A 21,128-nucleotide genomic window follows, 5' to 3' on the forward strand; every position below is an offset into this window, starting at 1 on the left:
AGGTGCCGGAGCCCTGCATCACCTCGCGCAGCAGGTCGTCGGACGGGTCGGGCGGATTGAGCAGGATCTGTTCATTGGCCGCCTCGATCTCGACGTCCGTGATCATACAGAAGAAGTCGTACTGCTCCCCCTGGATGACCACGAAGGTGCCCGCCACCACGTTTTCGACCGACTCGCCCGGGTCGAGCTTCATCTCGATCCCGTCGTTCAACGAGCCGTGGGTGATGACGCCGATGTGCTCGGAACGAAAGCTCGTGTCTTCAAACATAGCGGGGGAGCGTTGGGAAGAGAGAGCGGTGGCGGGACTACGGGCAACGGGTCATCGGGCAGACGTTGGGGCCTCCCCCAAGCTGGGGTCGCCGTCGCGTCGTGGACGTCCGGGGACCCAGCGCGTGACGGAGGAGGCCGGCGGCTACCGGGAGAATATCGCCGATGAGGCCGAAGAGAAACCAGCGGATCATGCTCTTCAAGCCGCGCGGAGGGAACCGCACAGCGGCGTGGATTCTCGACACACCGAGCAGTCCCCGGACGAGGCGACCGGAGACGGAAGAATCGGACGGAAGAACGCGCATGGGTCCTGGTACGGCTTCCCGATGGATGAGTGTGCCTCTTGCCAGTTCGGGTCGGAGCGCCCGAACCGCTCGGGGATACGGATGCGCAGCGGGAGTCCTCTTAGATCGACCCAATCGTCTCGAAGATCCTTTCCCCGCCGCGTGCGGCTGGCAAGGGAGCTCCCTCCCCCTCAAGCCCTCTCTGGACAACGACCGGTCTTTCGATCATTTCTTCCGATACATTTCCAACCGGTAACACCTTCCTCCTCAGTCCCGGATCTCACAGTCGCACTTCTGGTTGGCCAAAGTCGACATTCGGAGAGCACTGACTACGTGCAACCAGTTCTCGAAAGAGGATCCAAGGATTGCCGCCAACTGCCCACAGTTTTACTCCATGATTTTCTACCGCGGCACGTACAAGCTGGTCCAGTGGGGACTGACAGGACTACTGGCCCTCCTCGTCCCCGTAGCACACGCCCACACCGTTCAGGATGCGTCCGGGCCGCCCAACCCCCGCATGGTTGCCGGAGTGCACGTAGATGAGCAGGCAGGCCCCCTCGCCGATGCCGAGGAAGCGCTCCTCCGTCGACTGTCGGAGAAAATGATCCCGCTCCCGGACACAATTCGGGTTCGTGTCGACTCCGTGCACTACGGGGTGTACTCTCCTCTCGGCGGCAAAATCATCTTGCTGAGCACAGACCGATTCCGGGCGCCGGACAGCCTTTCGCGAACCTCTCCGTACCTGTTCGGGCGCACTGAGGCGACGCCTCCTCGCTCCGGTCGTCCGCCTCCCCGCTACACGCACACCCTCGCCCACGAGCTTGCCCACTTCATTGTGCGGCGCCTCTCGGCCCCCCACCCTCGTCCAGCATGGGGCACGGCTCGCACACCGAGAAAAGCACGACTGGCCCGGGAGCTGGAAGCCGAGCTTGTCGCCGCGGTCCTTCAGGAGATCGCATTCGGGACCCGGTGGTCGGCATTGGGCTATCCCGACTCGGTCGATACGCCGGGCCTCCCCCCTCGCGAGACCGGTGCACTCATCCAGGAGTACCGCGGGATCTTGGCCGACACGTGGCGCCTGCCAGCAGCCGGGGCTTCGTAATGCCCCCCTGCTGCACGCCGCGTCCCGGCCGCCCGCTTCATCCGTTGTCGTCCTCGTTTGCGAGTTGCCCGCAGGCCGCATCGATGTCCTGTCCGCGGCTCCGGCGCACGGTCACGGTCACGCCTTCCTGCACGAGCACCTGCACGAAGCGGTCGAGCTGCTCCTCAGAGGTGCGCTCGAAGTTGAGCCCCTCCACCGGGTTGTACATCAGGAGATTTACCTTGCTGGGTGCCCAGCGGCTCACCTCGGCGAGGCGGCGCGCATCGGCCTCGCTGTCGTTGACGCCGCGGAAGAGGCAGTACTCGTAGGTCACCTGGCGGCCCGTTTTCCGGGAATAGTACTGGATCGCCTCTTTCAGTGCTGGCAGGCTCGTTTTCTCCGCCTCGTTCACCGGCATGATGCTGCTGCGGGTCTCGTTGTCCGGCGCGTGCAGGGAGACGGCCAGGTTGGCGCGCAGTTGATCGTCGGCCAGGTCTACGATCCGGCGCGCAAGGCCCACGGTGGAGACGGTGATCTTCTGCGCCGAGAGGTTGAGGCTGTCCTCGTCGGTGAGGATGGAGATGCTGTCGAGCACGGCGTCGTAGTTGAGGAGCGGCTCGCCCATGCCCATGAACACGACGTTCGTCACGGGCCGGCCGAAGTGCTCCTCGGCCACCTCGTTCATGTGCCACACCTGGTCGAAGATGGCCCCCGGTGTTAGGTTTTCGCGGAAGCCCATGAGGCCGGTGGCGCAAAACTCGCACCCCATCGCGCACCCCACCTCGCTCGACACGCACACCGTGAGGCGGCGGGCCTCTCCCCGCTCGTCGAGGGCCGGAATGAGCACGGTCTCCGCCTCCCGCCCCGACGGCAGCTCGAAGAGCGCCTTCACCGTCTGGTCGGCAGCCTGCTGCTGCTCGACGATCTCGATGTTCTCCACCGTCGCCTGCCGCTGGAGGCCACGGCGCATCCGCTTCGGGAGGTCCGACATGCGCTCGAAGTCCGACACGCCCTTCCCGTAGATCCAGTGAAAGAGCTGATCGCCCCGGTAGCGGGGCTCACCGTGCTCGGCCACGAAGTCCTTCAGCGCCGCGCGGCCCATTGTCTTGAGGTCCACGCGGTCTTCGGCGGTGCCGACGGTATGGGAGGCAGTTTTGACGTCAGGCATAGCAAGGAAGAACGCCGGATCTCAACTAGACGTTTCGCTTCGGCCATTATCCTCCTGGTTACTGCTGGAAGAACGGCCGCCGCACCTGCCACACGGCCATCCCGACCATGAGCGCAGCAAACCCCCCACTCACAGCAAGGCACAGGCCGGGGCCAGCTAGCGCAGCCGGGGCGGCTTCGGCGTGCAGGCCGTGTCGCAGGCCACTCACGGCGTAGGAAACCGGATTGGCCCACATGATCCACTGCAGTACTGGAGCTGCTCCCTCGATCGGGAACATAGCGCCCGACAGGAACCACAGCGGCAGCAGGAACAGGTTCATGAGAGCGTGGAAGCCCCGCGTCGTGTCCATTTGCCAGGCAATGGCGAAGCCGAGCGCCGTAAACGCAATTCCAGTCAGGACACACTCGGCCACGATCAGTGCGAAGCCACTGAGGCTCAGAGCAATGCCGAGCAGGGGAAGTGCCACGAGAAAGAGAAGCGCCTGCCCGGTTGCCAGGAGCGTACCGCCCAGTGCGTTGCCGAATACGAGTGCAGTCCGGGGCGCAGGCGCCACGAGCACAGCCTGCAGAAAGCCCGATGCGCGCTCTTCGATGACCGAGATCGTCGAGAAAATGGCGGTAAAGAGCAGGACGAGGGTAATGATGCCTGGAAAGAGAAACTCCATGTACCCCCCTTCGGCCGCGGCCCCCGATGGAGGTCGGAATGTGCCCTGAAAGCCGAGCCCGAGGAGCACCCACAGGGCTAGTGGCTGAGCCAGTGCTCCGAGCACCCGGCTCCGGTCCCGCACGAACTTGAGCATCTCCCGACCTGTGAGGGCCCCTACGGTCCGAAGTGCGTGCATAGCGAGGGGGGAGGGATGTGAGAGGGGAAACGTGAGGGACGATGCCGACGAGGGACGGATTCACCTTCGGCTACATGGCGCGCGGCACATGGGCAGGACGGGGGAGGGAACAGTCAGTCCTGGTCCTGTGCCCCGGTGACTTGAGCAAGTACTCGTTCCTGATCCGAATCCGGCACAGTGCCTGCGTGCACCATGAACACGTCCTCCAGGGTCGGGGTCCGGATCGTGGCGCTGCGGATGCGGTCGCCCACCGCCTCGTACAGAGCTGACAGGAACGCTGGGGGGTCCGAGGGGGCCACCTGCACGGTCGACCCGACGATCTGGGTAGACACGCCAAACTGGGCCTCGACGCGGTCGCTAAGCGCCGCTGGCGACTCGGTGTCCAGCCAGAGCGTCTCGTTTCCGAGCTCAGCCTTGAGCGCGTCCGGGGCGCCGTCGGTCACGAGGGCGCCGTTCGAGAGAATGCCGACGCGGTCGCAGCGCGCCGCCTCGTCCATGAGATGGGTCGCCAGAAGGAGCGTTGTGCCCTCCGCCTCCTGCAATCTCCGCGCGGCGGCCCAGAACGTGCGGCGGGCGGCCGGATCGAGGCCGGACGTCGGCTCGTCGAGCAAGAGCAGGTCCGGCCGGTGCAGCAGGCCACGGGCCAGGTCCACACGGCGCCGGAGCCCACCTGAGAGGCTGGATACCGCCTGGCCCGCCCGGTCGGCCACGTTGAGGCGCGTCAGCAACGCGTCCACGCGGTTGCGCCGATCCGCGCCATGTAGCCCGTAGAGCGACGCCTGAAAGCGCAGGTTTTCGCGGACGGTCAGGTTCTCATCGAGGGCCTCGGCTTGAAAGACCGCCCCAAGTCGCTGGCGGACCGTGTCCGGCTCCTGGGTCGTGTCCAAGCCAAAGACCTGGGCTCGTCCCTCCGACGGCGGCATGAGCGTGGCGAGGATCCGGAAGAGCGTCGTCTTCCCACTCCCGTTGGGCCCAAGCAGGCCGTAGAGCATGCCCGGCGGCACCTGGAGTGACACGTCGCGCAGGGCCACGTGCCCCCCGTAGCGGTGAGTCACTCCCTCAATGTCAACGGCCGGTGTCTGCATCTCTGACCAAGCGTGTGTGAGTGTGGGCACGGGTGAGCCCAACGGACCTGCGGGGCGAGGCGTGCACCGCGTCTCAGAGGAAGTGCCTCAAATGAACCAGTCCACCATCAGGATTCCTACCAGCGCCGGGATGTAGAGCACCGACGCCTTAAGTACTCGCTTCGCCTTCTGCCCGGTGCGTTCGCCCTGGAAGACGATGGTCGTAGCCAGGAACCACAGCCCAAGCGGAAGGACGGCGACCCCGTAGATCCAACTGGCGCTTCCAACGAGGGCGGGGAGCAGGCTTACCGGCACAAGAAGCGCGGCGAAGCCTATCATTTGTGCCGCGGTAGAGTCTCCGTCCGGCTCCACGACCGGCAACATGGCATAGTCGCCCCTCGCGTAGTCCTTGCGGTACATCCAGGCGAGGGACAAGAAGTGCGGCATCTGCCAGCAGGCGAGGATGCCAAAGATCGACCATCCTCCCGGTCCGAGGTGTCCAGTGGCGGCGGTGTAGCCGCCAAGCGCCGGAAGCGCTCCGGGCACCGTGCCAACCAGGGTGTTCCACTTCGTCTTGCGCTTTAAGGGCGTGTAGACGAAGAGATACAGCGCGGCCGTGAGCGCTGCGAGAACCGCCGTGAGGGCGTTGACCAGCGGACACAGAAGGCCGACGCTTGCGCAGACCATGAGAATCCCAATCCGACGTGCCACGTCAGGATCCACCCGTCCTGCAGGGAGGGGCCGGGCTGCCGTCCGCTGCATCTGTGCGTCGAATCTCCGCTCGAACACCTGATTGAGCACCCCCACGCCCCCCGCGCAGAGGGCAACGCCCAGCAGTGTCCACAGGAGCACCCACCCGTCAAGTCCTGCCGGGGCCCCGAGCAGGAACCCCGCGAATGCCGAGAGGGTGACGACGGAAGAGATTTCCGGCTTCGCCAGCACCGCGTAGTCCCAGAGCACCGCCCCCACAGAGCGTGTGGCAGACTGCGTGTCCGCCGCGGACGAGGAGGCCGCAACGGCCAAAGGTGTGTCCGACGACCCGTTGGACGGGGAATCCATGAACAGCGCGCACTAGGAAAAGGAAGAGCGAAAGGCGGAATCCGGCACCGAGCTACGATTCGACGCTGGCCAGTTTTGGTTTCGGGCTCTCCGCGGCCGACCGCTGCCCCGCACCGTCGCGACGCTGGGAAGCAAGAAGCGCCAGGACAACCGAGATCCCGAGCAACAAGGCCCCCACCACCACGTGAGACACCGTGAGAAGCACATACGCCACGAAGCCTCCACTTCCCGACACCTCGTAGAGCGTGAGCAGCAGAGTGGCAAGCCCAAGCGCAAACTGGAGCCCCATGGTTCCGAGCAGGACGTACGCCGTTCGGCGTATGGTCGGCACTTCGTCGAAGTGTTTCTCCGCGACCACAAACACTGCTAGGACGATCCCAACCACGAGAAAGGCCCCTGTGGTGTGCATGGCAGTGAGCCCCCCTGAAAGCCCCCTCCCCGGGTGGCGCAGTAGTGCCCCGAGCACAATCTGAAGATAGATGACTGCGGCAGCCCCGTAGGAAAGGCGCCGGAGACGTTGGGCCGCGCCGGTGGCCGGCAGGATCCCACGTCGATCCCGCCACGTCTTCGTCGTGAACAGCGTCATCGCCACGAGCACCGCAAAGAACAGCTGTGCAACGCAGGCGTGGACCATGGCGAGGTCCCTGGATACCCAAAGCACACGCAGGCCGCCGAGAATGCCCTGCGCAACGACAAGCGCCACGGCCGCGAGGCCGAGTTTCCGCATCCATGCGCGGGGATCGGCCCACCAGGTCCATGCGGCGAGCACCACTGTGAGCATGCCTACGAGGCTTGCGATGAGCCGATGGCCGTGCTCCGCCAGATAGGCAGGAACCCTCCACCAACCCTCTGTCGGGTTAATCAGATTGTAAGAGCCCAGTGAGGTCGGCCAGTCCGGAAAGGCCATGCCCGCCTCGATGCTGGTAACGACACCTCCCCACGATAGGAGGAGGACCGTCGCAAACACCGTGCCCGCTGAGAACCAGCGTCGCCACGTCCAGTTCAGACGAGTGGAGCGCACAGCCTTTCGTTCCATCGGAAACGAGCAGAAAGATTAGTTCGGTCTTGTCTACCCCCGATTCTCTCACAAAAGGGGGTATTTTCGGTTCCGTAAAGAGGACGCGAACGGAACCATTGTGGAGTGCGCTTCTACGCCCTGTCGGCAATCACTTTCCCCCTTCCCCTGACTCTTCTGTTACGATACACCACCGTCCCTGTCCGTCACACATTCTTCGCTTTCCATGACTGAAGACGACACCCTCATCGCGTCCATTTCCGGCATTCGTGGTATCGTTGGCGGGGGGCTGGACCCGTCCGTCCTTGTCCGATACGCCGGGGCTTACGGGAGCTGGTGCCGGAAGCGGGCCGATGCCACGGGACGCAACCCGCTCGTGGTGGTGGGGCGCGACGCTCGGCCCTCCGGCGACGCCCACGCGCAGGTCGTCGTCGGCACGCTCCGTGGCATGGGGTGTAACGTGCTCGACCTGGGCCTGGCGCCCACCCCGACGGTCGAATTGACGGTCCTCCAGGAGGAGGCGGCCGGGGGCATTGTCCTCTCGGCGTCCCACAACTCCGAGGAGTGGAACGCCCTCAAGCTACTCAACGAGAACGGCGAGTTTCTCACGCCTGCGCAGGGAGAGACCGTGATTGACCAGGCCGAGGCCGGTGAGGCAGCGCCCGTGGAGTACACAGATCTGGGCGCCTACCGTACCCGGGACGCCCTCCCCGAGCACGTCGACGCTATCCTGAACCTCAGCTTTACCGACCCGGAGCGAATTGCCGCCCAAAACTTGACCGTGGCCGTCGACGGCATCAACTCGGTGGGAGGCGTCGCGCTGCCGCACCTCCTTCATCGCCTCGGAGTGGCCGAGGAAAACGTGCACTGCCTCCATTGCGAGCCTACCGGCCGCTTTGCTCATCCCGCCGAGCCCCGTCCCGACCACCTTACCGGACTTACAGAGGCCGTGCTCGAGCACGACGCTGATCTCGGTCTCGCGGTCGATCCCGACGCCGATCGGCTCGCCCTCGTGGACGAGAAAGGGCGGGTTATCCTTGAGGAGCTCACGCAAGTCCTCGCGGCGGATTTTCTGTGGCGGCACCGCGAAGGCCCCTTCGTCACCAACCTGTCCTCGTCCCAGGCCATCGAAGATGTGGCCGCCCGGCACGGCCAACCTGTGTACCGGTCGGCCGTCGGCGAAATCAATGTTGTTCAGCGCATGAAAGATGTGGGTGCGGTGCTCGGCGGCGAGGGCAACGGTGGGGTCATCGTGCCTGATTTGCATTACGGCCGGGACGCCCTCGCCGGAGCGGCGCTGATCCTCCAGCACCTGGCCGACTCCGGGCAATCCCTGGGGGCCCTTCACGACCACATGCCCCACTACGCCATGGCGAAAGACAAGCTTCCCCTCCCTGACCTTCCCACCCAAGACCTCTTTACCGCCGTGGCGGAGCGCTACGAAGAGGAGGAGCTGTCGACCCTCGACGGCCTCAGAATTGACTTTGAGGACACCTGGGTGCACATGCGGCCGTCGAATACCGAACCCATTCTTCGGGTCTACGCGGAGGCCGGCACCGAGGCGGCGGCGCAGGACCTTACCGACCGGTTCAAAGACGAGCTGCGCGATCTGGCAGCGGCCCTCCGCTGAGGAACGATACGGGTCCCGAGTCCTGGAAATTTCACAGTACGTTCACCATGTAACGGTCGGGCAATTCCAAAAAACTGGAGGAACGGTCGCTCATTACGTTTAATTTGAGCACTTGACCTGGCGGGTCGAGTGCCCAAGTATCGGCTCCTCTTCAGCGGCCTTACAGTTCGGAGCTGTCCCGTTCGCTCGGCAGGTACTCGGGACACGGACCGTTCCTAGTTCCCAGTAGATCGCTGCTATGACTGAACACCACGATTCTTCCCACGACCTTGCGTGGTATCGATCCCGTTGGGAACAGCTGATGGATCTTCTTCCAACGTCCGACCCCTCGGAGGTTCTCTCCGAGGTCCGGGCCCTGCGTGAGCGGAACGAAGCGCTTGAGTCACAGCGAGAAGCCCTAGCCGAGGCAGGCATTGAGGGGTCTGAGCAGGCCCTCCGCATGATCGAGAACATGAAGAAGCAGCTCGTCGATCTCTACGGGGAGAAGGAAGCCGCGGAGCGTGCCAGTGAGCAGATTCGCGGCGGTCCCTCCGCCGGTGACACGTTCGAGCAGCTGCGGCGCTTCCACGCGCTCCAGGCAAAGCTTCACCGCAGGCTCGGCCTCTCCTCCCCGGAGGACATCATCGAGATGGTTGAGAATCTTGCCGACCAACTTGAGAGCCTCTACCAGCGTAACGGCCAGATCAACGGAGCATCGTCCCCGAGCGGGACATCTGAGATTTCGGATTCGTCCTCATCCCCCCCAGAGCGCGATCTGGAAGTGGAACTGGGCCTCTCCGACTCCGAGGCGGTCATTACGATGGTGCGCAGCCTCGTCCAACAGCTTGACGAGCTGTATGGCACACGGGAGCGCCTCGCCCGCCTTGGCCTTGACGACCCCGAGCGCATCGTCGAGACAGTGGCGAGCATGCAGAACCAGCTCGAGGCCCTCTACGAGCAGCAGGAGCAGCTGTCGGAGCGGGGGATTGACAGCGTCGACCACGCCGTGTCGATGATCGAAGACATGGAGGTGCAACTTAACGAGCTGTACGACGAGCGACGCCGCGTAGCGGAGCAGAGCTTTGGCGGCGTGAAAGACACCGCCGAGCACCTCGAGGCATTGACCGATCGGCTGCGCACGCTCGCCCACCAGAAGGAGACCCTGCAGGAATGGCGCACCACCCTCGAAAGTGAACTCGAGGCTCTGAACCTCCGTCTCGATACCAGCAATCCTGAGGCGATCGCTCAGCTGATTCGGAGCATGGAGGAGCAGCTCCAGGTCGTGTACGAGGACCGGGAGTTTTACGCGCATCCCGCCGTGTCCCCCACGACCGAGCCTCTCCTCTCGGAGCGGGAACGGGATCGGTTAGGAGATATGTCGGACGAGGAACTAGACGCCCTTCCGGCAGGGGCGTTCTGCGTGGACAGCCACGGCACAATTTTGCGGGCCAACGAGAAGGCTCTCGAATGGCCGGGCGTCGTAGCCGACACGCCGGAAGCCCTGGAAGGACTCCACTTTTTTACGGAGCTCGAGTCCGACATTGACACCGCCTTCTTCCGGCAAAAGGTCAAGGAGGAGAGGGAGTCTGATGCGGTGGATCTCCCGTTCCTCTACTGGCACGCTGAGGAGGAGGATCGCTCCTCCCCTCATCTGGCCTTACACCTCTACCGCGCCGCTGATCAGGCTGCCACCTGGATTCTTTTCCAGTCGCGGCAGTAGGCCGATCGCTGCTTTGTCCCCATCCGCTTCCGACTTCTACGACACGCGTGATGCCTGACGGAGCTTCCGACCGAGAGTCGACCGATTCGCCCCCCGCGGGTCCTGCCGACAGGCCCGAGGCGTCCCCTCCCCGCTCGAAGTCGACGAGCGATGCCTTGCACTCCGGAGACGAGAGTCCGCTCTCCTTTCAGGGCGAAAACGTTGGCGAACAGTTGCAGTATGCCAGCGACGAGACCCTCAATGAAGTGGACTTCGGCATCGTTAAGCTCGACGACGAAGGGATCGTGCAGTTTTTCAATCAGTACGAGTCAGAACTTAGCGGTGTGACTCCCGAAGAGGCTGAGGGACGGAGTTTTTTCACGGAGGTGGCTCCGTGCACGAACAACCGGCTCTTCCGGGGTCGTTTCAGGAAGGGAGTCCGTCGGGACGAGCTCGATGAGACGCTCACGTACACCTACACGTACAGGATGCGTCCCACGCTTGTCGACGTTCATCTGTACCGTGACTCGTCGGGTAATAACTGGATCATGGCGAAGGAGTACTGACTCGAATACGTGGGTAATGCCCCCGGCCCATCGCCCCCCTAGTGTCGTCGGTGCCTCGTTCCGACTGACAAGGAGGCTTTCCCATTTCTGCTCTTTGCTTCGCTGCACGACCCACACACGTTATCCCCAATGAAGACAGATGGCTCCCCGAACAATTCGGAGAGCAACGGGCTGCCCCGTACGAGGGAGTCTCCAGAGGCCGTCGAGAGCCTTCAGGACGCCCTCCGCCACTGTCCTGCTGTTGGTGAGGACCTGGACACAAATCCCTGGCACGATCTTCTCTACGACCGCCTCCGGGACCGCGCCCTGCCCGCCCTGATTACCGACGGGACGATTACCCCTGCGGCCTCCCTCTGGACGGGGTCGCGGTTGTGGACGGATGCCTTCCGTGCTGCGGGCCTTCAGGCTGGGGACCGTCTCGTGATCGCCCTTCCCCCCTCCACAGCCTTCGTACAGGTCCTCGTAGCAGCCTTGTGGGAGGGGCTCACCATTGCTCTCGCGTCGCCCGACGACGACATCGAGGCCCTGCTCCCGCAGCTCGACGCCCGCGCGGCCGTTGCGTCCCATCCGAGCCCGCGCGCCTGGGGATCGGACGAGTACACGGGGCCGAGCTCAACACCTGACTCCCTCCGATCTGCCGAAACGGAGCGCACCCCCGACGTTCGCTTCCTGCTCCGAACCTCGGGGACGACACAGCCTGCCCGCTGGGTTGCCCTTTCGGACCACAACGTGCTATCGGTCCTGGCGAGCCATCTCCCGCATTTCACCCTGCAGAATGCTCGCGTCCTCTCGGTCCTGCCCTGGGCCCACGCCTTTGGACTGGTCCTCGACCTCTTCCCGGCACTTCTGGCCGGCTCCGAGATCGTCCGCGATCCCGACGGGGGACGCAACGCATCGGGGCTCGTCGGGCTCGCCAATGCGTGGGATGCGACCCATCTGTCAGCGGTTCCCCTTACGATTCAGCGCCTTCTCGACCACGAGCGGGGGCCTTCTCTGCTCAAGCGCCTCAACGGGGGCATCGTTGGCGGCGCCCCGGTCTCGGGCCCCCTCGCCGATCGCCTCGCCCAAACGCGCCTCCGGGTCGGGTACGGTCAGACCGAGGCAGCCCCGGGCATCGCCCTGGGGGCGCCCGGTCGGTGGGCCGCCAACTACCTGGGTCGGCCTGTAGGCTGCACGGTCGAGGTGGCGGAAGACGGGGAGCTTCTGTTCGAGGGTCCCAACGCATGCATTGGGGTCTGGCAGGACGGAACGCTTGAGCGAGCCGATCCGAACCGGACGGTCCACACGGGCGACCTCGTCAGTCGGGACGGAAAGGATCTGTTCTTTCAGGGACGAAAGGACATGGCGTTCAAGCTGTCCAATGGTCGTCTCGTGCAGGCGGGGACCCTGGAGGCACAGCTCAAGGGGGCTCATCCTTCGTTGCGCGACGTTTTGCTGTTTACCCCGAACGGGGAGGACGTGGCCGTTGCGCTCTGCTCCGACGCTCCCCCGTCTGAGCTGCCCTCTCAGGAGCAGCTTCAGAGTGCTCTTGGGTCCCTCGGGGCAAAACTTAGATGGAGCACGGCCGTGCCCCCCGAGGACTGGGTGATGGAGGCGAAAGGAACGGTGGACCGGACGAAGATGGCCCACGTGCTCACAGAGCACCATCTGTCTCGGTAGGTCGTGCCGGCCTCGCCGCCGCCCCGGCTCCTCAACTCGAACTCTCCTGACTGCCCCCGCTCATGCCTAGCCGTTCTTCTCTCTCCCTCGGCCCCGACGTCTCACTGGCCTGCGAGGAGGTCGAGCGGGCCGCTCTTCGTGCTGGCACGAGCCTCCAGACGACAGATGCAGCCGACGAAGCCCTCGCGTCCGCCCGGTCGGCCCTGAACCGTGCCCGTGCGGAGGGACGCTCCATTTACGGTGTGACGACAGGACTCGGCCCCCTCGTCGACGAAACTGCTGCTTCGGAGGAGGCCGACCGTGGGGGCGAGCTGATTGCTCACCTCGGAACGGGAGCCGGGGCCTTCGCCGCTCCTCCTCTCGTCCGGGCGACGATGATCGTTCGGCTTCAGGCACTGGTGCAGGGGCATTCGGCTGTGCGGCCCGCCCTCGTGGACGGTGTCATGCGGGTGGTGGAGGCCAATCTAGTGCCGGCCGTCCCCGAAATCGGATCGCTGGGCGCAAGTGGTGACCTCACGCCGCTGGCCCACGTGGCTCGCGCCTGCACGGGGGAGGGATTTGTGGTGGAGGACGGCGATCAACTCGTGGATGCCGACGAGGCCCTAGTGGAGGCCGGGCTCTCCCCTCTGAGTCTGGACCGGCGGGACGCTCTGGGACTGGTGAACGGCACCGCCTTCATGACGGCCTACGCGGCCCTCGCTCTGGCCCGCGGCTGGCGCCTCCTGGAACGGGCCGAGGCCCTCACCGGCTGGATGTATCGCCTCCTCGGCTGCTCTCTGGAGGCCCTGGACGCCCGGCTCCACGAGGCTCGCGGTCACTCCGGGCAGGCAGAGAGTGCCGCCGCCATCCGGGAGGTGGCGACGCAGGGTGAACGGGTCTCCTCTGCGGACCGCCCCCTGCAGGAGGTCTACTCTCTTCGCTGCGCCCCACAGGTCCTCGGGGCCGTTCGGGACCAGCTCCGGTACGTCCGAGGACTCGTCGAGACGGAACTCAACGGGGCCACCGACAATCCCGTGCTCGACGCGGAAGACGCCGACGTGCTCCACGGCGGCAACTTTCAGGGCCAACAGGTGGCCTTCGCCGCGGATGCGCTGAATGAAGCCCTCACGCAGGTGGGCGTGCTGGCCGAGCGTCAACTGGACATGCTTCTCTCCCCCGATCAGAATGGTGGCGCCCCACCCCTTCTCGCCTGGGAGCCGGGCCCGAACAGTGGGTTTGGGGGCGCTCAACTCACCGCCACGGCCCTCGTGGCCGAGATGCGTAGTGACGCTCAGATGGCGGCCACTGCGTCGATCCCGACGAACGGCGACAATCAGGATGTCGTTTCCATGGGCGCCCTCGCGGCCCGGCGGGCTTACGGCCAGACCGACCACCTCGCCCCAATTCTCTCAGTCGCAGGCCTCGCACTTGCTCAACTTACGCACCTCCGCGCCGGAGGTCGGGCCGACGGACCGGCCCCGAACCCGCCGGATTGGATGCCCGCGTTTGATCCGGTCCGGAAAGACCGCGCTCTCCGAAACGAGATCGATCGCCTGGCCGATCACTGGCTGTCTCCATCCTCCTCGTAACTTCACTCCTCTTGTTCCCTCCGACCACCATGCCAAGACCAGACGATACTGCCCCTGACCAGGAATCTGTTTGGGATTACCCGCGTCCGCCCGCCCTCGAACCCGCCGAGCGGCGCATTCGGGTTGTCTTCAACGACACGATGATCGCCGACACCACCGATGCGGTTCGTGTGCTCGAAACGAGCCATCCGCCGGTCTACTATCTGCCCCCTGAGGACGTGGCGATGGAGCATCTGGAGCAGGAGTCCCGAACGACGATGTGCGAATTTAAGGGCCGTGCCACCTACTACACAGTGACCGTGGGCAACCGCTCGGCCCGGAGCGCGGCCTGGGGCTATCCCAATCCCACGGACCGGTACGCCGAGTTGCAGGACTACATCACATTCTACGCCAGCAAAGTCGATAGCTGTTACGTCGGTGACGAGGAGGCTCGTGCCCAGGAGGGCGACTTTTACGGGGGCTGGATCACCGACGATGTTGCGGGGCCTTTCAAGGGCGGTCCCGGCACCATGGGCTGGTAACCGCACGGCGCATGTTTACCCTCTCGGCTGGACCGGTCAGACCTGGGAGAGCGCATGGTCCAGGTCGTCCCGGAGGTCGTCGAAGGACTCGACCCCGACGCTGAGGCGAATCAGAGAGTCCGTTAGGCCAATCTTCCGCCGCTCTTCGGCCGGAATCGAGGCGTGTGTCATCGATGCGGGGTGCTCGATGAGGCTCTCGACGCCGCCCAGGCTCTCGGCGAGGGTAAAGACATCGGTGGCGTCCAGGATGGCGAGGGCCTTTTCCATGTCGTCGTCGGCGAGTTCGAAGGAGATCATGCCGCCGTAGTCCGACATCTGCTTCTGCGCCAGGGAATGGCCCGGATGCGAAGGCAATCCGGGATACCGGACGCGCCCCACTTCCGAGCGCGCATTGAGCATCTGGGCGAGCCGGCGCGCGTTTGCACAGTGCTGCTCCATGCGCAGGTGAAGCGTCTTGGTCCCGCGCAGGGTTAGAAAGCAGTCCATCGGCCCCGGGGAGGCCCCAGTGCTCTTGACCTGGAATCGAAGGCGTTCGGCCCACTCGTCCGAGTCGGTACACACGGCCCCAAGAATAAGGTCGGAATGCCCGCCGAGATACTTAGTCGCCGAGTGGAGCACGAGGTCCGCCCCGTGCAGGAGGGGCTGCTGGAGATACGGCGTGGCGAAGGTGTTGTCGACCGCGACCGTGATGCCGTGAGCATGCGCCCGTTCGCTGAGCGCTTCGATGTCTACGATTCGCATGAGCGGATTCGTGGGCGTCTCCACCCAGAGGAGCGCCGTATCGTCGGTGAAGGACGCCTCTACGGCTTTCGGGTCGCCCATGTCTACGAACGTCGTTTCGATGTTGAGGGGCTCAAAAACCTGCCGGAGTAGCCGGTGGGTCCCCCCGTACAGGTCGTCCGTGGCGACCACATGATCGCCGGGGCGCAGGCTCTTCATGATGGCGTCGATGCCGGCCACCCCCGAGCTGAAGGCAATCCCGTGGTCGGCCTTCTCGAGGGCAGCGAGGTTCCCTTCGAGCGCAGACCGGGTGGGATTAGACACCCGCGAGTACTCATGTCCCTTGTGCTCGCCGGGTGCTTCCTGGGCGTAGGTGGAGGTCTGATAGATGGGCGTCATGACCGCTCCCGTCGCCGGATCGGGCTGCTGCCCAGCGTGCACGGCACGGGTGCCAAACCCTGAGGGCGCGTCTTCGCTGTCGCCTGGCGGATTGGAATGAGAAGTGCTCGCCATGATGCGGGTGCGTTCCGATAGAAGAAGCGCTGTTCACGAAGGATCGTCTGTGCACACGTCCCTGTGCACCATTCCTGCTCTGCGGTCCGCCGGCCTCGCCCTCCGGCAGTTCGCCCGGGCGGCGAGCGTTCCCGACCTTGTCTCCGGCCCGGGACCGGGGATTGGCCTGGTCGACAGGCCTCTCAGGACGAACGCTTGCTTGAAGAAAGACCAAAGCTCGTCAAGAGCCCGGGCGATCTAGGTGTCTCTCCTCTCTTACGTACCAATCCCCGGGCCTCCGGTTGGAGACCCGGGGGGTCAGGTCGTCTCATTGGATGTAACATCCGGGTTTGGGATCGGCCTGACATCCGCTAGGGACTGCTAGCCTCCACTCCCTCCGCTTTCATTCTTCGTTCCCTCGCTGCCCATTTGCCCAGCACACTTCTCGACTTTCTGTGCCTTCTCTGTCTGCTGGGTCTGAACATATGCCTGGACCAGGGCCTGGCAGGCGTCCTTGCGGTACTGTCCCCCCTTCCCGCTCAGCTGCTTGGCCCGCTCGAGCGGTGGAATGGATTTCCTAAACATCTTGAGTCGCGCCTGATCAAGCGCCTTCAGCTTCTTCTTCTCTTCCTCGGTAAGCTTGCGGTTCTGGTTTACAAGGGAGTCTCGCATCGTGACGAGACTATCCTGAAGCTCCACTCCCTTGTTCAAGTATGCCGCCCCGAGGTTGTATTGCTTCTTGGGATCGTCAGGATCGAGCTCTACGGCCTTCGCCAGCTGCTCCGCTGCACTCTCATACTTGTCCTCGTTGAGCAGAAGAGAGCCGTAGTTGTACCGGTAGGTGGCGTTTTTCGGGTTCTTTTCAATTCGCTTCCGATAGATCTCTTTCGCCTGCTCCGTCTTCCCGGCTTGATTGAGTGCGTTTAGGCGGTAGTTCTGAAGCTGAGCGAGGGGATCCAATCCGGTGAGATTCTCGGAGATCGACGCGGTGTCGGACTTGGCCGTGGCCTGATCACTCGCGATCTGGGAGCCTTGCAGAAAGAGACTCACCCGCAACTGTCCTTTTGCCTTGCTTTTCTGAAAGGAACCAGCCACCCTCCCACTGCTGGTCGACAGCTTGATCCTGTCCGGAATCGTCCCGCTCACGCTCCGGGACGAGCCCCCAACCTCGACGGTGCCCGTGTACTTCAATCCTCTAGTCCCCGAGATCTGGAAGTGCGTGGGCCGATCTGAGAGGTCGTCGATGGCCTTTTTTGCGAAACTTATGACCTTCTCCGGGTTGTTATTCTGCAGATACAACTGCGTTAGGATGATGTACGCATTCTTGTTCGGGGCTTCCTCCTTTTTGATGTAGCGTTCCAGGATCGGAACGACCTTTTTCTGCATCTGGGCCTGTTTCTTTCCCTCTGCCTGCTGGGCAGCATTGAGACGGGCGTATGCCTCATTCAGGATGGGGCCTGTTGAGTCGGGACGTATTGCTCCTGCGGCCTTAAAGAAGGCGGCAGCCCGGAGATAGTCTTTCATTTTGCCCGACCGACGTGCACGCTGGAATCGCTGGGCTCCCTTTCGGTACTCTTGAATGTATGCGAGCTTGCGCTGCGACTGAACCTCGCTTCGCCGCCCGGGATCGAACTTGATGGCCTTCTCTTCGGCCTGCCGGGCGCGCTTATAAAGCTCCGCATACCGCTCCGGAGACACTGAGCTGTCGGCCATCTGGCGCAGAATGCGGGCCCTCATCATGTGAGCCTTTACATTGGCCGAATCCTTCGCGAGTGCCGAGTCTACGTTGGCCAGGGCCCGCTTGTACTCCTGCTTTTTCATAGCACTCTCGGCTTCGCTCATGTTGGGATTTCCGGCCGAGCAGCCAGCGAGAGTTGCGAGTACAGCACCGGTCAGAAAAACTGCGAAGACCGCCGATTGTCGCGTCGTCATCATGGGGGGATTCAGGGTGAGTCAAATTTGATTGAGATCCGTCGAGGATCCCGACCGTCAGCAGGGCACGCCGGTATGCGAATGCCCGCCGGGCCGAGTGCCGAGCCGACGGGATCGGGGGAGTGAAAAGCATCCCTCATGATATTGGGAATGAGGAGGCCATGCAATACGTTTCAGAGGCTTGTCCGTGAACTTTCGATTCATCGACCGGAATTGAGCACGTTGGAACTGCTTCACGGCTTTCCTTTTTTGGTGCAGGTGCCTCCCTCGCCCGTCGGCCCGTGGCAGGCAGTCCCTTTTTCGTGGGGTCGGACCGTCACTGGCACAGGTGCCCTGCGTCTGCCTCGCTCTCTCTGTTCATTCCGCCGTCCCGCATGGAATCGACCGATTCCCAAGACTCACTCGTCACGCTCAGTCTTCGGACCCTGCTCCACGAGGTCCTCGACTACGCGGGCCTGTTCCCCCCCGCCGACCTGTCGCTCCGGCGGGCGCTTCAAAATTACGACCAGTACCGGGGTGACCAGGAGGCATGGATGCTGTCACGCTTCGTCCTCCCGGTCCGCCGTCTCCCCGACCTGACCACATACCGGGCGCTGCTCAAAAAGGGGGATCCCTATCAGTTCTCGGTGCTTGGGACCGGCGGCGACGATCCGGACACGTTCCTCGCAGCCTTCAATCGCGACCTAGACGTCATCGAGGCCTTCGACGCCGACCACGAGGAGCGAGCGCAGGTGGACGTTATGGAGGTGCCCCTTCCAGATTCCCTGATCGGATCTTCTCAGACGGACGTTGCGTCCTTCCTCGACGCTGTGAGCCGCAAGCTCGTCGCGAGCGGCACGGCGAAGCTTGATCTGTTTCTCGAGCTGCCCCTGCGCCCCGACGACGCCGTCGAGGGTCTTACGGACCTGTGTGCGGCAGTGGCCGACCACAACAGCCAACAGGCCGTGCCTGCCCGCACCCTGGTGGGACTGAAGATGCGATGTGGTGGAGCCGAGCCCACGGACGTTCCGGCCGTAGAAGACGCGGCAGCCCTTATCGCGACCTGCCGGAACGCAGGGATTCCCTTCAAAGCAACGGCGGGCCTGCATCATCCCATGCGCCACTACGACGACGGGCTTGACACCGAGGTGCACGGGTTCCTCAACATCCTCGCCGCCGCCGTTCTTGCCGCCGAGCACAACTTGAAGAAGCCTGACATTCAAGCCGTCCTTTTCGAAGAGTCGGCGGATCACTTCCGCTTTCTCAAGGAGGGGCTTGCTTGGCGGGATCTCACCGTTTCTCTCGACGGGATCCGCCATGCCCGGGATGTCCTTGCACTCTCGTTCGGCAGCTGCAGCTTCGAGGAACCCATCGATCACCTGCGCGATCTGGAACTGCTGTAGAGGGCTCCCCCCGACTCGCCACTTCTCTGTCCACCGGTTTTTTCTCTTCCGATGAGCGATTCTACGACCGACCCCTCTCTCTCCTCGTTCCTGGACGTGGACGCCAACCATCCCTTCCCAATCCAAAATCTCCCGTACGGGGTCTTCACGCCGCCGGCCTCTACCGTGCCCCGCGTTGGGGTGGCCATTGGGGACCACGTGTTGGACCTGGCTGTGCTCAACGAGGAAGGGGCCCTCGACGTGCCGGAGATCCGAGATGCCCATCCTTTTGCCCAGGGCACCCTGAATGCCTTCATGGACCTCGGCACCTCGGCGTGGACGACCACTCGAAACGAGTTGCAGCGGCTTCTCCGCGCCGATACCCCCAAGCTTCGGGACGATACGTCCCTCCGCGAGCGCGTCCTCCACCCGCGTACTGACGTCTCGCTTCAACTGCCCGTCGACATTGGCGACTACACCGACTTTTACTCGTCGAAGCAGCACGCGAGAAACGTCGGGACGATGTTCCGGGGTCCCGAGAATGCCCTGAAGGACAACTGGGTGCATCTGCCGGTGGGCTACCACGGGCGGGCGAGCTCGGTCATCTTGAGTGGTCAAGACGTGCAGCGGCCGTGTGGACAGACGCGACCAGACGCAGACGAGCCCCCGATCTACGGCCCCTCCCAGTTGCTCGACTTTGAGCTTGAGACCGGCTTCTTCGTCGGGGACGGCAACGACCTCGGCTCCCCCATTCCCATCGACGAAGCCTCCGACCACATCTTTGGCATGGTACTGGTCAACGACTGGAGCGCCCGCGACATTCAGGGATGGGAGTACGAACCTCTGGGCCCGTTCCTCGGGAAAAGTTTTGCCACCACAATCTCTCCCTGGGTCGTTCCCATGGAGGCCCTTGAGCCCTTCCGAACCGATGGGCCTTCTCAGGATCCCGAACCGCTCGACTATCTGCAGGCCGACGGTGACGCGGCCTACGACATCACTCTTGAGGTGGGCCTTCAAACCCCGTCCATGGCGGACCCGCACACGGTGTGCCGCACCAACTTCCGGTACTTGTACTGGACGATGCGCCAACAACTCGCCCACCACACTGTGAACGGCTGCAACGTCCGTCCCGGCGACCTCCTCGCCTCGGGAACCATCAGCGGCCCAACGGAGGACAGCTACGGGAGCATGCTTGAGCTGTCGTGGCGGGGGGAGGAGCCCGTGTCGCTGCCCGGGGACGAGCGTCGTTCGTTCCTCAACGATGGCGACCGGGTAGTCATGCGGGGGTACGCGCAAGGAGACGGCTACCGGATCGGTTTTGGGACCGCCGAGGGCACGGTCCGGCCGGCGCCGTGCGCGTGAGCAGTGCCTGCTGCAAGTGCCCACCCCCCAAGTCGGCCGTCGCGGAGGCGGATCTTTTGGCGGACAATTTGCCACAATTGCGCACCTTTCCCTTCGAGGTGCCACGTCGTCCGATATCCCTGTCGAACTGGCAGACGATTCTTGGAGATAATTGGGATGGTATAGGTGTTGCTCCAGCGAAGGACGGAGTGATTGAACCTATTGGGTCTTGCATGTCACGAACCCCTTCGAACAACCCCAACGTACAGCCCATGACTCGTCTGAGCCGCACCCGTAATCAAGACGCAGGGAGCATCCAGAACGAAATCGATCGGGTCTTCGATCGCCTCCTCTCGTCCCGTGACTCGGAGAAGACCCCTTCGTCTTCCCAGGCGGTTTGGCGTCCCCGCATGGACCTCCTCGAGACCGAGGAGGCGTACCGCGTTCGCCTCGACATGCCGGGAATGGCGACCGACGACGTGTCCATCAGCTATCAGGACAACGAACTGACCGTGAGCGGGGAACGCACGACCGACCCCCGCGACGAAGACGACGAGCTCGTGCGTGTCGAGCGTCCCTTCGGCCACTTCCGCCGCTCTTTCGTGCTGCCCCGCACGGTGGATGCCGACAACATCAGTGCGACCCACGATAGTGGCGTGCTCACTATCACCATGCCGAAGGCGGAGAAAGCCAAGCCCCGCCAGATCGAAATCAAGTAGCCTCCTCCCCCCTTCCCCCTGACCCACATTCGCCGGGAAGACCCCGGATGCCCCCTGGCTGGATCATTCCGGTCAGGGGCATTCGTGTACGCGTGCACAGCTTTGCTCAGAGGCTCTCGGGCTCCACGTCGTCCTGGATCGGATGTCCCACTGTTCCCTCTC

General features: G+C 63.8%; 17 protein-coding genes and 1 pseudogene. 10 read left to right on the forward strand and 8 right to left on the reverse strand.

Going from position 1 to position 21,128, the window contains the following annotated elements:
* Positions 1-268 (reverse strand): annotated as a pseudogene (locus ABEL04_RS11440) (ATPase); the annotation flags it as partial.
* Between the two features lie 677 nt (positions 269-945).
* On the opposite strand from ABEL04_RS11440, the gene ABEL04_RS11445 reads away from it, so the two are divergent.
* Positions 946-1,653 carry a hypothetical protein gene (locus ABEL04_RS11445; RefSeq protein WP_375802524.1) on the forward strand — a complete coding sequence of 236 codons (708 nt, stop codon included), beginning with the start codon at positions 946-948 and terminating at the stop codon, positions 1,651-1,653.
* 37 nt (positions 1,654-1,690) lie between these two features.
* Here the strand turns inward: ABEL04_RS11445 and rlmN are convergent, their stop codons facing one another.
* From rlmN to ABEL04_RS11470, 5 genes are all read right to left on the reverse strand, one after another.
* The gene (gene rlmN, locus ABEL04_RS11450; RefSeq protein WP_375802525.1) at positions 1,691-2,800 is read right to left on the reverse strand and encodes a 23S rRNA (adenine(2503)-C(2))-methyltransferase RlmN; all 1,110 of its coding nucleotides are present in this window, start codon (positions 2,798-2,800) and stop codon (positions 1,691-1,693) included.
* A gap of 58 nt (positions 2,801-2,858) precedes the next feature.
* Complete coding sequence (locus ABEL04_RS11455; protein ID WP_375802526.1) at positions 2,859-3,641, reverse strand: ABC transporter permease; 783 nt, start codon at positions 3,639-3,641, stop codon at positions 2,859-2,861.
* A 113-nt stretch (positions 3,642-3,754) separates the two neighbouring features.
* Entirely contained in the window at positions 3,755-4,726 is a 972-nt protein-coding gene (locus ABEL04_RS11460; protein ID WP_375802527.1) for an ATP-binding cassette domain-containing protein, read from the reverse strand.
* An 87-nt stretch (positions 4,727-4,813) separates the two neighbouring features.
* Positions 4,814-5,764, reverse strand: a complete 951-nt coding sequence (gene cyoE / locus ABEL04_RS11465; RefSeq protein WP_375802528.1) for a heme o synthase — start codon at positions 5,762-5,764, stop codon at positions 4,814-4,816.
* 52 nt (positions 5,765-5,816) lie between these two features.
* A complete protein-coding gene (locus ABEL04_RS11470) occupies positions 5,817-6,785 on the reverse strand; it encodes a heme A synthase (protein WP_375802529.1) in 969 nt (322 codons plus the stop codon).
* A gap of 220 nt (positions 6,786-7,005) precedes the next feature.
* On the opposite strand from ABEL04_RS11470, the gene glmM reads away from it, so the two are divergent.
* From glmM to ABEL04_RS11500, 6 genes are all read left to right on the forward strand, one after another.
* Positions 7,006-8,409 (forward strand): phosphoglucosamine mutase, encoded by a 1,404-nt coding sequence (gene glmM, locus ABEL04_RS11475; RefSeq protein WP_375802530.1) that lies wholly within the window; start codon positions 7,006-7,008, stop codon positions 8,407-8,409.
* Between the two features lie 301 nt (positions 8,410-8,710).
* The gene (locus tag ABEL04_RS11480; protein WP_375802531.1) at positions 8,711-10,108 is read left to right on the forward strand and encodes a hypothetical protein; all 1,398 of its coding nucleotides are present in this window, start codon (positions 8,711-8,713) and stop codon (positions 10,106-10,108) included.
* Between the two features lie 50 nt (positions 10,109-10,158).
* Positions 10,159-10,653: a PAS domain-containing protein gene (locus tag ABEL04_RS11485; RefSeq protein WP_375802532.1), complete on the forward strand. Its 495-nt coding sequence runs from the start codon at positions 10,159-10,161 to the stop codon at positions 10,651-10,653.
* Positions 10,654-10,782: 129 nt separating this feature from the next.
* Positions 10,783-12,312, forward strand: a complete 1,530-nt coding sequence (locus ABEL04_RS11490; protein WP_375802533.1) for a class I adenylate-forming enzyme family protein — start codon at positions 10,783-10,785, stop codon at positions 12,310-12,312.
* Positions 12,313-12,374: 62 nt separating this feature from the next.
* Positions 12,375-13,880, forward strand: a complete 1,506-nt coding sequence (gene hutH / locus ABEL04_RS11495) for a histidine ammonia-lyase (RefSeq protein WP_375802534.1) — start codon at positions 12,375-12,377, stop codon at positions 13,878-13,880.
* A 29-nt stretch (positions 13,881-13,909) separates the two neighbouring features.
* Complete coding sequence (locus ABEL04_RS11500) at positions 13,910-14,401, forward strand: DUF427 domain-containing protein (protein WP_375802535.1); 492 nt, start codon at positions 13,910-13,912, stop codon at positions 14,399-14,401.
* A 36-nt stretch (positions 14,402-14,437) separates the two neighbouring features.
* Here the strand turns inward: ABEL04_RS11500 and ABEL04_RS11505 are convergent, their stop codons facing one another.
* On the reverse strand, positions 14,438-15,634 hold the full coding sequence (locus ABEL04_RS11505; protein WP_375802536.1) for a cystathionine gamma-synthase: 1,197 nt from the start codon (positions 15,632-15,634) through the stop codon (positions 14,438-14,440).
* 360 nt (positions 15,635-15,994) lie between these two features.
* Positions 15,995-17,455: a tetratricopeptide repeat protein gene (locus ABEL04_RS11510; RefSeq protein WP_375802537.1), complete on the reverse strand. Its 1,461-nt coding sequence runs from the start codon at positions 17,453-17,455 to the stop codon at positions 15,995-15,997.
* A gap of 464 nt (positions 17,456-17,919) precedes the next feature.
* Here ABEL04_RS11510 and ABEL04_RS11515 point away from each other — a divergent pair, with 464 nt between their 5' ends.
* The 3 genes from ABEL04_RS11515 to ABEL04_RS11525 all read left to right on the forward strand — a co-directional run bounded on the left by ABEL04_RS11515 (position 17,920) and on the right by ABEL04_RS11525 (position 20,966).
* Positions 17,920-18,927, forward strand: coding sequence for a hypothetical protein (locus ABEL04_RS11515; protein WP_375802538.1), 1,008 nt, complete (start codon positions 17,920-17,922; stop codon positions 18,925-18,927).
* A 51-nt stretch (positions 18,928-18,978) separates the two neighbouring features.
* A complete protein-coding gene (gene fahA, locus ABEL04_RS11520; RefSeq protein WP_375802539.1) occupies positions 18,979-20,268 on the forward strand; it encodes a fumarylacetoacetase in 1,290 nt (429 codons plus the stop codon).
* Positions 20,269-20,519: 251 nt separating this feature from the next.
* Positions 20,520-20,966 (forward strand): Hsp20/alpha crystallin family protein, encoded by a 447-nt coding sequence (locus ABEL04_RS11525; protein WP_375802540.1) that lies wholly within the window; start codon positions 20,520-20,522, stop codon positions 20,964-20,966.
* Positions 20,967-21,128 lie beyond the last annotated feature (162 nt).

This window comes from Salinibacter sp., from assembly GCF_042218895.1.
Classification (GTDB): Bacteria; Bacteroidota; Rhodothermia; order Rhodothermales; family Salinibacteraceae; genus Salinibacter.